The following is a 13135-nucleotide window of genomic DNA, read 5'->3' on the forward strand; positions in this document are numbered from 1 at the left end:
TCAATAAAAAGAAAATCGGGGTTAGTTGGTGGTGTCGGTGGATTGGGCGTGGAGGGCGCGGGCCAGGTCGTCGCGGCATTCGAGGACGAGGCGGCGGAGGGCGGGGGCGGCGTCCTCGTGGGTGGTGAGCCACTCGTCGGTGCGCGTCAGCGTCTCCTCGGTGGTGACCAGGCGCGGGAAGAGGCCGCTGACGATGCGCATGGCGATCTCGATGGAGCGCTCGGCCCAGACCTTCTCCAGCACCTCGAAGTACCGGTCCGCGTACGGCTCCAGCAGCTCGCGCTGGTCCGCCTGCTGGAAGCCCGAGATCCGGGCTTCGACCAGGGCGTTGGGCAGTTCGTCGGAGTCGACCACCAGGCGCCAGGTGTCGGCCTTCGCCTGCGGCTCCGGCAGGGCGGCCTGACATTCCGTCAACTGCCGCTTGCCGCTGGCGGTGTCGTCGCGCTGAAGCTCCGCCTCCAGCTCGGCGCCGGTGGCCGCGCCGCCCGACGCGAGGGCGTGCAGCAGTGACCAGCGCAGCTCCTGGTCGACGGCCAGGCCGTCGATCCGGGCGGTGCCCGCGAGCAGCCCGGACACCAGCTGCAGGTCGGTCTCGGACGTCGCGGTCTGGGTCAGGAACCGGGCCCAGGCCAGCTGGTGGTCGCTGCCGGGCGCGGCTGCGCGCAGTTCGGTCAGCGCGCCCTCGGCGAGCTTCGCGGCCCACGCGGCGCGGTGCTCCGGGGCGACGTACAGGTCCAGCGCCGCCTTGGCCTGCTGGTGCAGCGACTGCAGGACGCCGATGTCGCTCTCGCGCCCGGCGAAGCCCAGCACCAGGCCGAGGTAGTCCCGGGCGGGCATCAGGCCGTCGCGGGTCAGGTTCCACAGCGCGGACCAGGCCAGCGCCCGCGCCAGCGGGTCGGCCAGGTCGCCGAGGCCCGCGCGCAGCGCCGTCAGCGAGGGCTCGTCGAAGCGGATCTTGCAGTAGGTCAGGTCCTCGTCGTTGACCAGGACCAGCGCGGGCCGGGCCACGCCGACCAGTTCCGGCACCTCGGTGCGCGGCGCGGCGGCGACGTCCAGTTCGACCTTGTGGGTGCGGACCAGCCGCCCCTCCTCGTCGTGGTCGTACAGGCCGACGGCGATCCGGTGCGGCCGCAGCGTCGGGTGGCTCGCGGCGGCGTCCTGAAGCACCGCGAAGGAGGTGATGGCGCCCTCGGCGTCGGTCACCAGTTGGGGCGTGAGCGCGTTCACGCCCGCCGTCTGCAGCCACGCGCTGGACCACTGCGCCATGGCGTCCGCGCCGCGCCCGGAGGTCTCGGCGAGCACGGCCAGCAGATCGGTCAGGGTGGTGTTGCCGTACGCGTGGCGCTTGAAGTAGCGGCGCGCGCCCTCGAAGAAGGCGTCCCGGCCGACGTACGCCACCAGCTGCTTGAGCACCGAGGCGCCCTTGGCGTAGGTGATGCCGTCGAAGTTGAGCTTGGCGTCCTCGAGGTCGCGGATGTCGGCGGTGATCGGGTGCGTCGTCGGCAGCTGGTCCTGCCGGTACGCCCACGCCTTGCGGCGGTTGGCGAAGGTGATCCACCCGGCGCCGTACTTGGTGGCCGCGACCTGCGAGAAGGCCCCCATGAAGTCGGCGAAGGACTCCTTGAGCCACAGGTCGTCCCACCACTGCATGGTGACCAGGTCGCCGAACCACATGTGCGCCATCTCGTGCAGGATGACGTTGGCCCGCCCCTCGTAGGCCGCCTCGGTGACCTTGGAGCGGAAGACGTACTCCTCGCGGAAGGTCACCAGCCCCGGGTTCTCCATCGCGCCGATGTTGTACTCGGGCACGAACGCCTGGTCGTACTTGCCGAAGGGGTACGGGTAGTCGAACTCCTCGTGGAAGAAGTCCAGGCCCTGCTTGGTGACGGTGAAGATCTCGTCCGAGTCGAAGTACGACGCCAGCGAGGCCCGGCACAGCGCGCCCAGCGGGATCTCCAGCCGGCGGCCGTCCTCCAGCACCCGGCTGTAGTGGTCGCGGGCCACGTGGTACGGCCCGGCGACGACGGCGGTGATGTAGCTGGAGATCCGCGGCGTGGGGGCGAAGCTCCAGCTCAGGCCGGACTCCACCGGCACCGGGTCGCCGCCGGCGGGGGAGTTGGAGAACACCGTCCAGTGCGTCGGCGCGACCACGGTGAAGCTGAACGGCGCCTTCAGGTCGGGCTGCTCGAAGGTGGCGAACACCCGGCGGGCGTCGGCGGGTTCGTACTGGGTGTAGAGGTACGTCTCGCCGTCGACCGGGTCGGTGAAGCGGTGCAGGCCCTCGCCGGTGCGGCTGTACGCGCACGCGGCCTCGACCACCAGCTCGTTGCTCTCGGCCAGCCCGGGCAGGGCGACGCGCGCGCCGTCGAAGACCACGGCCGGGTCCAGCTCGACGCCGTTCAGCACGACCCGGCTCACCGACGGGGCCAGCAGGTCCGCGAAGCTGTCCGCGCCCGGCTCCGAACAGCGGAACCGCAGCACCGTCCGCGAGTCGAAGCGCCCCGCGCCCTGGCCGTCCGCGATCGGCAGGACGGCCGAGCGGAGGTCGAGCCGGACGTCATAGCTGTCGACGCTGAGGATGCGGGCCCGCTCACGGGCTTCGTCGCGGGTGAGATTGGTCCCGGGCACTGCGCTACTCCCTAACCTTCGGCGTCGTTCGTCCAAGTGAGGGGCCCGGACGTCGAACCGCTGCGCACGGCTCCCGCGCATCCTTTCACGGGCCACGGACCGCGCCCACCGGCTTGGCCCAGCCGTGCGGGCGAACCTGCGGACAGCACTCGGCGGGGGACGGGAATGGACGGCGGCGGCGGCATGTTGCCGCTGCAGAGGCACCTGTTCTCACCTGCCCGGCAAGACTGACGAGGAGCACCCATGTCCGCTGCGGAAGCGACCACCCCCACGCCCGCCGACTTCTGGTTCGACCCGCTCTGCCCCTGGGCCTGGATGACCTCCCGCTGGATGCTGGAGGTCGAGCAGCAGCGTCCGGTGCGGGTGCACTGGCACGTGATGAGCCTGGCCGTGCTGAACGAGGGCCGCGACCTGCCGGAGAAGTACCGCGCGCTGATGGACGAGGCGTGGGGCCCGGTCCGGGTGTGTATCGCGGCCGCGCAGAAGCACGGCGACGACGTGCTCGGCCCGCTGTACACCGCGCTCGGCACCCGGTTCCACAACCTCGGCCAGCCGCGCACCCGGGAGACCATCGAGGCCGCGCTGACCGAGGCCGGCCTGCCGGTGGAGCTGGCCGACGCGGCCGACTCGACCGAGTACGACGAGGCCCTGCGCGCCTCGCACTCCGAGGGCATCACCCTGGTCGGCGAGGACGTCGGCACCCCGGTGATCGCCGTGCCCGGCGCCGACGGCGAGCAGGTCGCGTTCTTCGGCCCGGTGGTCACCCCGACCCCGCGCGGCGAGGCCGCCGCCCGGCTGTGGGACGGCACGCTGCTGGTGGCCGCCACCCCGGGGTTCTTCGAGCTGAAGCGCACTCGCACGGTGGGCCCGAACTTCGAGTAGGCCCGCCCGTCGGGTACGGCCCGCCCGTCGGGTACGGCCCGCCGCGGTACGGCCGGGGCCCGCCCCGGCCGTACCGCGACGCGGCCCGGCGTGCCCTGCTGCGGCCCGCTCCAAGGCTTCGGCCTGCCTTTTTGTGGGGATTGCCATACGCGCGCCGCGCGCCGCAGCCGATAGGTTCACTGAGGTGGACGGAGGTGAACGGCCGTTCACCGCACACGCCGTCCACCCCTCCTTCCTGCCCTCGCGGAGATGACCCATGAGCCTCACCAGCGCCACGCTGCGCCCCGGCACCGTCCTCGCCGACCTCGTCCCCGCCTCCACCCGCGCCCGTGGCCACGTCCGCGACCTGGCGCTGGTCGTCGGCGGCGCGGCGGTCACCGGCCTGGCCGCCCAGATAGCGGTGCCCGTCCCCGGCTCGCCCGTCCCGGTGACCGGCCAGACCCTGGCCGTGCTGCTGGTCGGCACCGCCCTGGGCGCCCGCCGCGGCATCGCCTCGCTGGCGCTGTACCTGCTGGCGGGCGTGGCCGGGCTGCCCTGGTTCGCGCAGGGCACCTCCGGCCTGGGCGCGACCTTCGGCTACGTCATCGGCTTCGTGGCGGCGGCCGGTCTGGTCGGCGCGCTGGCCCGGCGCGGCGCGGACCGCGGCGCGCTGCGCACCGCCGGAGCCATGGTCCTGGGCAACCTGGCCATCTACGCCGTCGGCGTCAGCTACCTGGCGGCCGACCTGCACGTCTCGGTGTCCGAGGCGGCCTCGCTCGGGCTGTACCCGTACCTGATCGGCGACGCCCTGAAGATCGTGCTCGCCATGGGCCTGCTCCCGGCCGCCTGGAAGCTGGTCGGCCGCAAGGGCTGAGATTGCAAAGGCTGAGGTTGCAAGGGCTGACGCCGAACGGGCCGACGCCGCAAGGGCTGACGCGCGGCACCGGCTGCGGTCGTGCCACACTGGCGACCATGCGCGTGTACCTGGGATCCGACCATGCCGGATACGAACTCAAGCAGCACCTGGTCCAGTGGCTGACCAGCGCCGGTCACGAGCCGGTCGACTGCGGCCCGCACATCTACGACGCGGTGGACGACTACCCGCCGTTCATCCTGCGGGCCGCCGAGCGCACCGCCGCCGACCCCGAGGCCCTGGGCATCGTCATCGGTGGCTCGGGCAACGGCGAGGCCATCGCCGCCAACAAGGTCAAGGGCGTCCGCGCGGCGCTGGCCTGGAGCGTCGAGACGGCCGAGCTGGGCCGGGAGCACAACAACGCCAACGTCGTCAGCGTCGGCGCGCGGATGCACACCCTGGACGAGGCCACCAAGTTCGTCGAGGTGTTCATCAACACGCCGTTCTCGCAGGACCCCCGGCACATCCGCCGGATCGACATGATCAGCGAGTACGAGACCACCGGCGAGCTGCCCCCGGTCCCGGCCCATCACCCGCAGGGCTGAACCGGACCCCATGCCAGAAGGCCACACCCTGCACCGACTCGCCGCCGAATACCACCGGGTGTTCGGCGGCGAGTCCGTGCGTGTCAGCAGCCCGCAGGGGCCCTTCGCGCCGTCCGCGCTGCGCCTGGACGGCCGCCTGTTCACCGGTGCCGAGGCGCACGGCAAGAACCTCTTCCTCGGCTTCGAGGGCGTGGGCTGGATCCACGTCCACCTCGGCCTGTACGGCAAGGTCCGCTTCGGCGAGGGCCCGGCCCCGGCGCCGGTCGGACAGGTCCGGCTGCGGATAGCCGCCGACGGCCACTACGCCGACCTGCGCGGACCCACCACCTGCGCGTTGATAGGCGAGGACGAGAAGGACGCGGTCCAGCAGCGGCTCGGCCCCGACCCGCTGCGTCCGGACGACTCCCCGGAACCGGCCTGGCAGCGGATCAGCCGTAGCGGCAGCACGGTCGCGGCGCTGCTGATGGATCAGAAGGTGCTCTCCGGGGTCGGCAACATCTACCGCGCCGAGGTGCTGTTCCGGCAGGCCGTCGATCCGCACCGCCCCGGCCGCGAGCTCGACCGCGCCGAGTGGGACGCCATCTGGTCCGACCTGCGCGGGCTGATGCGCGACGGCGTGCGGGACGGCTGGATCGACACCGTCCGCCCCGAGCACACCCCGGAGGCCATGGGCCGCGCCGCGCGGCAGGACGCCCACGGCGGCGAGGTGTACGTCTACCGCCGCGCCGGCAGCCCCTGCCTGGTCTGCGGCACCCCCGTCCGCACCGAGACCCACGCCGCCCGCAACCTCTTCTGGTGCCCCACCTGCCAGCCGCCCCGCCCCCGACACGCGCCGTAACCCGCAGCCGCCCCCCCGCAGCCGGAACCGCCCGGAGGACGCGCGGGGCGGCAGCAGCGGGGTGGCCGCCGCCGGGGCTGTCCGGGGCGTGACCCGGCACCACCGCCCGGCGCGACCGCCCACGACGCCTGCTGCGGCCAGCCCCGCCCTGCCGCACCTCCCCGCACCTCACGGCGTCCTCGCCGCCCTCGCCCCCCGCCGTGCAACCGACCTCGCCGCGCAACGCCGCCCCTGCCGCCGCGTCACGACCCCCGGCGCGTTCGAGTAGAAGCAGCGCCGGGCGTGCGCCGCTCCGCTCCGGCGTGGGGACTGCCCGTGCGCGCCCCGCATCCACCCCGCGCGCCCAGCCGAATCCCGCCGGATTCCGGCCCCCGCCTGCCGCATTCCGGGCGACGTTCCCGGCGGGGTTCCGTGCGAACGGCCCTGCCCCTGGCCACAGCCGGGGTACTGTCCAGCCACCAACCCCGCCGGGGCGGTGACGAAGTGGCGGGGGAGACCGTGGATGCCCCGGAGGCGAGCCGATGATCGGACCGGCGTGACCGGCGACATCGACGGCCGACACGTCGGCTCGGTAGGGTCAGCCTCCATGGCAGGCGGATCGCCCGGGTCACCACCCCCGGACCCTCTCGTGGCTCGCGGGCGCAGGGCGCTCTACCGGGCCCGCCGCAAGCTGCGCCGATCCGCCGTGGACTACTTCCGAGGCGACGCCTCCGACTGGCTGCCCTTCGCCGGGCTGCTGCTGCTCGTGCCCCTGATCACCCTCGCCACGCTCCTCGCCCCGGTCTGGTGCCCGCCGCCGGCGCTGGTCCTGCCGGTCCTCACCGGCGCGCTGCTGCTGCGCCCCGGCAGCCTGGTGCTGCTGTACGCCGTCGCCGCGACCGCGCTCGGCGTCGAGTCGGCCGTCCTCGGTCCGTACAACGGCCTCGGGCCGGGCCGGGTCACGCCCGGCGACGTGCTGGTCGTGGGCGCGGTCGGCGCGGGCGGGCTGCTGGTCGCCCAGCTGCGCAACCGGGTCGGCGTGCCCTGGCGCGGCGGCGGGTCGATGCTGTTCGACCTGCGGGAACGGCTCAAGGTGCAGAGCCAGATCCCGCCGCTGCCGGAGGGCTGGCACGCCGAGATGGCGCTGCGCCCGGCCGGTGGCCAGTCCTTCTCCGGGGACTTCCTGGTGGCGTCCCGGACCGGTGAGGGCAAGCGGGTGCTGGAGGCCGTCCTCGCGGACGTCTCCGGCAAGGGCATGGACGCCGGCTCCCGCGCGCTGCTGCTCTCCGGCGCCTTCGGCGGCCTGCTGGGCTCGCTGCCGCCGCACGACTTCCTGCCCGCCGCCAACGGCTACCTGCTGCGGCAGGAGTGGGAGGAGGGCTTCGCCAGCGCCGTCCACCTGGTGCTGGATCTGGACACCGGTGAGTTCGAACTGCTCTCGGCGGGCCATCTGCCGGGCATGCAGCGGCACATGGGCGACGGCAACTGGGAGACCAAGGAGGCCGAGGGCCCGCTGCTGGGCATCTACGAGGGCGCCAAGTTCACCGGCCTGCGCGGGCAGTTGCGCCACGGCGATCTGCTGATGCTGTGCACGGACGGGATGGTGGAGGTCCCCGGGCGCGATCTCGCCGAGGGCATGGACCGGTTGATGGGCGAGGCCGACCGGCTGATGGGATCGGCCTTCGCGGGCACGGCCTGGCGGCTCATCGAGTCGGTCGCCAAGGACCTCAACGACGACCGCGCGCTGCTGCTGATCTGGCGCGAATAGCCCTACCTGAGCTTGGACTTGTAATATCCGCGTTGAGATCTTCCTCCGAGATCTTCACGCGGACTTCGGCCAATCTCGGCCGAATTGGATCACCTTGAGCAGCTGTGACCCCAGAAGTGCTTTACGGAGTCGTTCCCTCCGGAGACACTTGGGGTCGGGCGAGGGGGAGGAGGGGAACTGTGCCGCAGTACGGCCCAGCGGACCGGCCTGCCAGGTGGCCCAGACCTCAGCGTGCCCCAAACGAGGAAGTGGACCCGAGTGACAACCTTCTCCGTCTCCGCCGTCGTCCTGCTGGGCATCCTTCTGATCGTCTTCATCAGGAACAAGAGCATGCGGCTCGGATACTCGATCCTTGCCATCCTCTTCGGCTTCTTCCTGGCGAAGACCTCGGCCGCCGCCCCGCTGCAGAGTTTCATCGACCAGGTGGCCAACACCATCAACGGCATCGTCAAGTAGCCTGCTGACGCCGTATCACCTGCTGGTACGCCAGTTCCCCGCCCTCACGCCTTCGAGGCTGCGCGCCGTCATGCCTGGAGCCAGCGCCGGAGCAGCCGCGCGCCCGCTCCGGCCCCGACGCGCGTACGGGGCTGCGCGGGGCGTCCCTCGGCGCCCGCCAGCGCTTCGGGGTCGGCAGCCAGCAGCACGAAGCAGCGGGCCCAGGCCAGCCGTTCGCCGCGGGGCCAGGCGAGCCGCCGCAGGGCCGCCGAGGCGTCCGCCGCAGGCTCTCCGTTCACCCGGACCTCGGCGACCTCGTCGCCGGAGCGGCCGCCGAAGAAGAACCGCACCCCGTTGAGGTCGGGTTGGCGCAGCCGGGGGAGCACCTCCCCGGCGACGGCCGCGAGCAGCTGATGCTCGGCCACCCAGTCGCCCAGCGGCTCACTGTCGAAGCCGAAGACGCAGGCAGGCCCCTGGACGGCGTGCCACCCCGGCACCCCGCCGACCGCGCCCGGCGCGAAATGGTCCCCGTGGACGCCGCGCCGCTCCAGCAGCTCGACCACGGTCGAGGCGGTGGTGGTGCGCCACATCTGGACGGCATTGTTGAGCCGCTCCTCCTCGGTGCGGCCGAGCCCGGCGGCGCAGTCCCACACGACCGGGCCGACGCCGTCGCCGAGCCGCAGCACATACCCGAGGTCCACATGCCCGCCGGTGTCGTCGGCGTGGTCGCGCACCGCCACGGCCGTGGTCCCCGGCCCGCGGACGACACTGCCGTCGATCTCGAACTCGAGACCCAGGCAGGCCATTTCGCGCACAATGCTGTGCTGGATCACCTGCAGCCGCCGGGAGGAGCGCAAGGGGGCATCTCCGCTTGTGCCTAGTGGTGAGCACCTACTGCAGGTGAGCGTACCGGTGTTCGGTCCGGGTCACGCCTGCCGGGGGGCTGTCCACTGCTGCAGCTCGATCAGGTTCCCCTCGGGATCGCGCAGGTAGGCCACCCGCAGCCGCTCCCACCGGTCCTCCGGCCCGGCCTCCAACGGCGCCCCGCGCGAGCGCAGTTCGGCGGTGATCGCGTCCAGGTCGTCCACCTTGAGCACCAGCAGCGCGGCATCGCCGCCGCCGGTCGCGCGCCCGCGCAGCCAGGGCGCGTCCCGCGCCAGGTGCGCGCGCTGCTGCAACGCGACCGCCGCGGTGCCCCCCGGGAGCGTGAACTTGCCGTACGGGCCCGCCTCGTCGTCCGTCTGCGGGGTGAGGCCGAGGACGTCCCGGTAGAACCGGAAGCACTCCCCGAAGTCCCGCACCACCAGCCGGACCTGAACCAGTTCCATCGCCGGCGCCCCCTAGCGCTGCTTCTTGATCACGGCCGCCAGCCGCTCCACCTCGCCGAGGAACCACTCCGGCAACTCGCCGGTGGCCCGCAGGTGGGCGCGCTCCTCGGCCGAGAGCTTGCCGGCCGCGTCGTCGACGGCGAAGGCGTAGTCGTCCATCGTGTCGGCGCGGCCCTCGCGCCGCATGTCCCCGCCCAGCCCGCTGGCGCGCTGCCCCCCGCGGTTGCCGGCCCCCGCCAGCGCGGTGAGCCAGCCGAGCGGCCCCAGTTTGTTGGCCTTCTTGTTGAGCTGGTCGCGTACGGCCAGCCAGCACAGGCGTTCGTCGCTCACCTTCGGCACGTGCTTCGGCGTCGTCATGACGCCACCCCCCTCGGGCACGATGATCAGACGGCCCGACCCTACTCCCGAGCACCGACACCCTCCCAGGGGGCCCGCCCGGACACTGCCGCCCCCCCGGAACGACGTTCGGCCCCAGCCCTGCGACCGAGTCGCTGAGCTGGGGCCGAACCATTCCGAGCGGGCGACGGGAATCGAACCCGCGTAGCTAGTTTGGAAGAGTCCGTTACCGAATTGCGCCTGACCTGGCGATCCGCTGACCTGCGGCGGAGCGCCGATCGCGCCGACAGTCCCCCTGATTCCCTGCTGCTTCCCCTCCGCCCGGGCACGGAAGGGGCACGTTAGAGGGCTTGCCGCTGGGCTCAGCCCGCCACTGCTGCGCCTGTTAGAAGTGCGAAGATCACAGCGCCACCACACGCCTCACCGAGGCCCGCAGCAACATCACGCACGGATTCCCACCAGCCCCGCTTGGGGGCCTTCTCTTCTTTGCCCACCTTGTCTCCCTTCGCCAGCACCTTTGTCGATGCAACGTCACGTGCAGGAAGGCGACAAATGAGCGAGACAGACAGCAGCAGCGCGGAACCCAGCAGTGCCGGGCTCAGCTCAGCGACGCATGAAGTCTGCCATGTAGCGAAGGCTTTCGGGAGTCGATTCGCCTCCGCAGGAACCACGACGTCCCCTGCTGCCATCCCGTCTGCCATCGGCCCACACGCAGTGGAGCGGGCTTGCCCCCTGGTGTCCAGGTGGAGCGCCCGGCTGGACGAACGACCTGGACACCAGGGGGCAAGGCTGCTCGGCTTTGCCTGGGCCGGTGGTGGGCGGGATGGCAGCCTCCTCCTCAGCCATGAACGAACCGGTACTCGCGGGCAGTGCTCCCCATCCCGGAGCCGGAGCGCCCCCGCCGGAGGCGTCTGTCTTGGCCTGAGCGGTCTATCTCGTCGGCACCGGGGTTATTCCTGCTTCATGCCCTTCGGGGCCTATCCAGCGGGCGCGGAGCCGACCTGCCGCGCCAGCGCGGGGCGAAGACAGGAGCGCGGGCGCGAGCGGGGCGAGCGGCGCGCCCGGCGGAGCGTCAGCGACCGCCGGGTGCCTTGATGAAGTAGGGAAAGTCATCACCCGCCCGCTGCCGCCCCGCCGCCCCGGGCTCCGGCGGTTGGCCGGACAGCCTCTCCTACGGTGGCGGGCGGCTCCACTACGGTGGGTGCCATGGGTTCTAGCTTGGACACTCCGAGTGCTGCGGCGCAGCTCGCCGAGGCGTATTTGCCTCCGCTGGGCAATCGGTGGCTGCACACGCAGGCCGTAGCCGCGCGGGCGGCGGAGATCAGTGCAGCCGTCCCTGTGGATGATCGAGAGCTGCTAGTCGCCGCTGCCTGGCTGCATGATCTGGGCTACGCCCCCGAGCTGCGCGACACGGGATTTCACCCCATCGACGGTGCCCGGCACCTGGTGACGCTGGGTGCCCCTCGGAGGCTGGTGTGCCTGGTGGCTCACCACTCCGGGGCCGTGTTCGAGGCCGAGCAGCGTGGCCTCACCGCCGAGCTGAGCGCATTCGAGCGAGAAGACGGCCCGATCTTGGATGCGCTGATCTGTGCCGACATGACCACTGGTCCCGCTGGCGAGTCCTTCGACTTCGACGAGCGGGTGGACGAGATCCTCGTCCGCTACGCCCCAGGCAACGAGGTGCACACTGCGATCAGCAATGCCCGTCCGTACCTGGGTGCAGCGGTGGCACGGGTCCGTGAGCGGCTGGCCGGTATCGGCGTCTAGCCGACGTGGGGCCGTGTCCGGTGGCTCAGCCCGTGTTCGATGCGAAGGCGCATGGACGGGTGGATGTTCAGCTCGTCCAAGCGGCTCGGTGCGATGAAGGCAACTTCCTTGGTCTCGCTGCTGGTGTGGGGCTCTCCTCCGAGGATGGTGGCAGTGAAGCAGATCGAGAACTGCTGCCGGACCTCGCCATCGTCGTAGGCAATGACGTGGTGCGGGTTGGTGTACGTGCCGACGATGTCGTTGATCTCGACGTCGAATCCGGTTTCCTCCTTGGTCTCGCGTACGGCCGCCTGTGGGGCGGACTCGCCGAGGTCGACACCGCCGCCCGGCAGCGCCCAGAGATCGTTGTCGGTCTTGTGGACGAGCAGGACCTCTCCGAGGTCGTTCAGGGCAACCACAGTCACTGAGGGGACGATGCTGTTCGCCACAGGTGCATCCGGGTCATTGAAGTAGTCGACGCGAGCCATGCCCCAAGACTGCCACGATCATCGTCCGGCGGGTGCTGGTGTTCCGAGCTCCCAGACTCGATCAAAGCTGCGCAGGTAGTGACGGAACGTCCGCCCTCCGGGGACGTAGCGGAAGTGCATCATGGGGTTCTGTCCGGCCGGTGCCCCGAAGACGTGCGGGTTGACCAGCACGTCGTCATCGAACCGGTAGACCGAGTTGTAGAGGATCGTGTCGTGCAGCCGCACCTCCACGCCGGGCGTGCGTGTGGCGGGCCTCAGGTACTTCAGGCTGAGCCTCGCGCGGGCAGCGAGATCATCACCTATGCCCTCCTCCTCGCCACGGTGGCGGATAGCCTCTGAGCTCGGGTCACCCAAGAGGATGCGAACTTGGGCTCCCGCGGCGGCCTTGTCCGCCAGATCATCGGCGAAGTCAGGATGGCTGTCGAAGAGGAACAGCCCGGCGTACACAAGGATGTCGATCTGGCTGGTGGCGTTGTCGATCAGTGATGACCACAGGGAGCCGGGGACCGCTCCCCTGTTCGGGTAGAACGTCGCCAACTCGGCCGCGCTGGCGGTCTTGGCCTCGGGCTCGACCGAAGGCCAGAGGTACAGCTCATCCGTCGCCAGCAACTGGGCAGTCTTCCAGCGATGCCCCCGGTGCGGGACGCGATCCCTCGTGATCCAGCGCTCAACTGTCTTGGGATCGACCTGAACGTGGTCGGCGACCGATTGAATCGTGTGGTTCTTGGCGGCGATGGTTGCGCGCAGCCGGTCGTTCGGCATGGGACACCTTCCCGGAACCTAGGGACGTTTTGACGATACATCAGACGTCCCTAAAGGTCCATGGCGACCGTGATACGTCCACCCCTCCGAGCGGTTTCCTGATGTTGCCGGGGTCGCCCGGTGAAGCCATCAGAAGTCCCCGGCAAGGGAGTTGGGAACATGCCTTCCTTCAAGATCGACACTTCGACCGCCATCGCGTTCGTGGCGGTCCCCCCGAAGCTCAAGCTCGTGAACCAGAAGACGGGTGAGATCGCGTTGGACCGGGAGACCGGTGGTCGGATGGTCACGGTGGGTCTGACCGTGGCTGACGAGGGTGAGGCGAACCTGCTCACCGTGTCGGTGCTGGAGTCGGGGATCGCGCCGGACATCGCGGTCGGCACCCCGGTGACCATCGTGGGCCTGCGGGCTCGGGACTGGGAGAACGAGTTCAACGGGCAGAAGCGGCACGGGATCTCGTTCCGGGCCGTCGCCATCACCTCGATGGTCCCCGCTGCGGTGAAGGGCTGAG

The 13135-nt window shown here is 71.2% G+C and carries 14 protein-coding genes; 8 read left to right on the top strand and 6 right to left on the bottom strand.

Going from position 1 to position 13135, the window contains the following annotated elements:
* Window positions 1–21: 21 nt before the first annotated feature.
* Window positions 22–2628 carry an aminopeptidase N gene (pepN, locus tag GXW83_RS06890; protein ID WP_182441987.1) on the bottom strand — a complete coding sequence of 869 codons (2607 nt, stop codon included), beginning with the start codon at window positions 2626–2628 and terminating at the stop codon, window positions 22–24.
* A gap of 243 nt (window positions 2629–2871) precedes the next feature.
* On the opposite strand from pepN, the gene GXW83_RS06895 reads away from it, so the two are divergent.
* The 6 genes from GXW83_RS06895 to GXW83_RS06920 all read left to right on the top strand — a co-directional run bounded on the left by GXW83_RS06895 (window position 2872) and on the right by GXW83_RS06920 (window position 7988).
* A complete protein-coding gene (locus GXW83_RS06895) occupies window positions 2872–3510 on the top strand; it encodes a DsbA family protein (protein WP_182441988.1) in 639 nt (212 codons plus the stop codon).
* A gap of 256 nt (window positions 3511–3766) precedes the next feature.
* On the top strand, window positions 3767–4363 hold the full coding sequence (locus tag GXW83_RS06900) for a biotin transporter BioY (RefSeq protein WP_182441989.1): 597 nt from the start codon (window positions 3767–3769) through the stop codon (window positions 4361–4363).
* Window positions 4364–4461: 98 nt separating this feature from the next.
* Window positions 4462–4947, top strand: a complete 486-nt coding sequence (locus GXW83_RS06905; protein ID WP_182441990.1) for a ribose-5-phosphate isomerase — start codon at window positions 4462–4464, stop codon at window positions 4945–4947.
* Window positions 4948–4957: 10 nt separating this feature from the next.
* Window positions 4958–5785, top strand: a complete 828-nt coding sequence (locus tag GXW83_RS06910) for an Fpg/Nei family DNA glycosylase (protein ID WP_182441991.1) — start codon at window positions 4958–4960, stop codon at window positions 5783–5785.
* Window positions 5786–6371: 586 nt separating this feature from the next.
* On the top strand, window positions 6372–7532 hold the full coding sequence (locus GXW83_RS06915) for a PP2C family protein-serine/threonine phosphatase (RefSeq protein ID WP_182441992.1): 1161 nt from the start codon (window positions 6372–6374) through the stop codon (window positions 7530–7532).
* A gap of 258 nt (window positions 7533–7790) precedes the next feature.
* Window positions 7791–7988 (top strand): hypothetical protein, encoded by a 198-nt coding sequence (locus tag GXW83_RS06920; protein ID WP_182441993.1) that lies wholly within the window; start codon window positions 7791–7793, stop codon window positions 7986–7988.
* A gap of 68 nt (window positions 7989–8056) precedes the next feature.
* Here GXW83_RS06920 and GXW83_RS06925 read toward each other — a convergent pair whose 3' ends face one another.
* From GXW83_RS06925 to GXW83_RS06935, 3 genes are all read right to left on the bottom strand, one after another.
* On the bottom strand, window positions 8057–8824 hold the full coding sequence (locus tag GXW83_RS06925; protein WP_225446815.1) for a DUF6348 family protein: 768 nt from the start codon (window positions 8822–8824) through the stop codon (window positions 8057–8059).
* A gap of 69 nt (window positions 8825–8893) precedes the next feature.
* Window positions 8894–9295 carry a VOC family protein gene (locus GXW83_RS06930; protein WP_182441995.1) on the bottom strand — a complete coding sequence of 134 codons (402 nt, stop codon included), beginning with the start codon at window positions 9293–9295 and terminating at the stop codon, window positions 8894–8896.
* Window positions 9296–9307: 12 nt separating this feature from the next.
* Complete coding sequence (locus tag GXW83_RS06935) at window positions 9308–9652, bottom strand: hypothetical protein (RefSeq protein WP_182441996.1); 345 nt, start codon at window positions 9650–9652, stop codon at window positions 9308–9310.
* A gap of 1185 nt (window positions 9653–10837) precedes the next feature.
* Here GXW83_RS06935 and GXW83_RS06940 point away from each other — a divergent pair.
* Window positions 10838–11398 carry an HD domain-containing protein gene (locus tag GXW83_RS06940; protein ID WP_182441997.1) on the top strand — a complete coding sequence of 187 codons (561 nt, stop codon included), beginning with the start codon at window positions 10838–10840 and terminating at the stop codon, window positions 11396–11398.
* Here GXW83_RS06940 and GXW83_RS06945 read toward each other — a convergent pair.
* Both GXW83_RS06945 and GXW83_RS06950 read right to left on the bottom strand, forming a co-directional pair.
* Window positions 11395–11865: an NUDIX hydrolase gene (locus GXW83_RS06945; protein WP_182441998.1), complete on the bottom strand. Its 471-nt coding sequence runs from the start codon at window positions 11863–11865 to the stop codon at window positions 11395–11397. The two genes, GXW83_RS06940 and GXW83_RS06945, sit on opposite strands and share 4 nt — an antisense overlap.
* An 18-nt stretch (window positions 11866–11883) precedes the next feature.
* Complete coding sequence (locus tag GXW83_RS06950) at window positions 11884–12627, bottom strand: transposase family protein (protein WP_182441999.1); 744 nt, start codon at window positions 12625–12627, stop codon at window positions 11884–11886.
* A 159-nt stretch (window positions 12628–12786) separates the two neighbouring features.
* On the opposite strand from GXW83_RS06950, the gene GXW83_RS06955 reads away from it, so the two are divergent.
* On the top strand, window positions 12787–13134 hold the full coding sequence (locus tag GXW83_RS06955) for a hypothetical protein (protein ID WP_182442000.1): 348 nt from the start codon (window positions 12787–12789) through the stop codon (window positions 13132–13134).
* The last annotated feature ends 1 nt before the right edge of the window (window position 13135 follow it).

The sequence above is a fragment of the Streptacidiphilus sp. PB12-B1b genome, assembly GCF_014084125.1.
In the GTDB taxonomy this organism is placed as follows: Bacteria; Actinomycetota; Actinomycetes; order Streptomycetales; family Streptomycetaceae; genus Streptacidiphilus.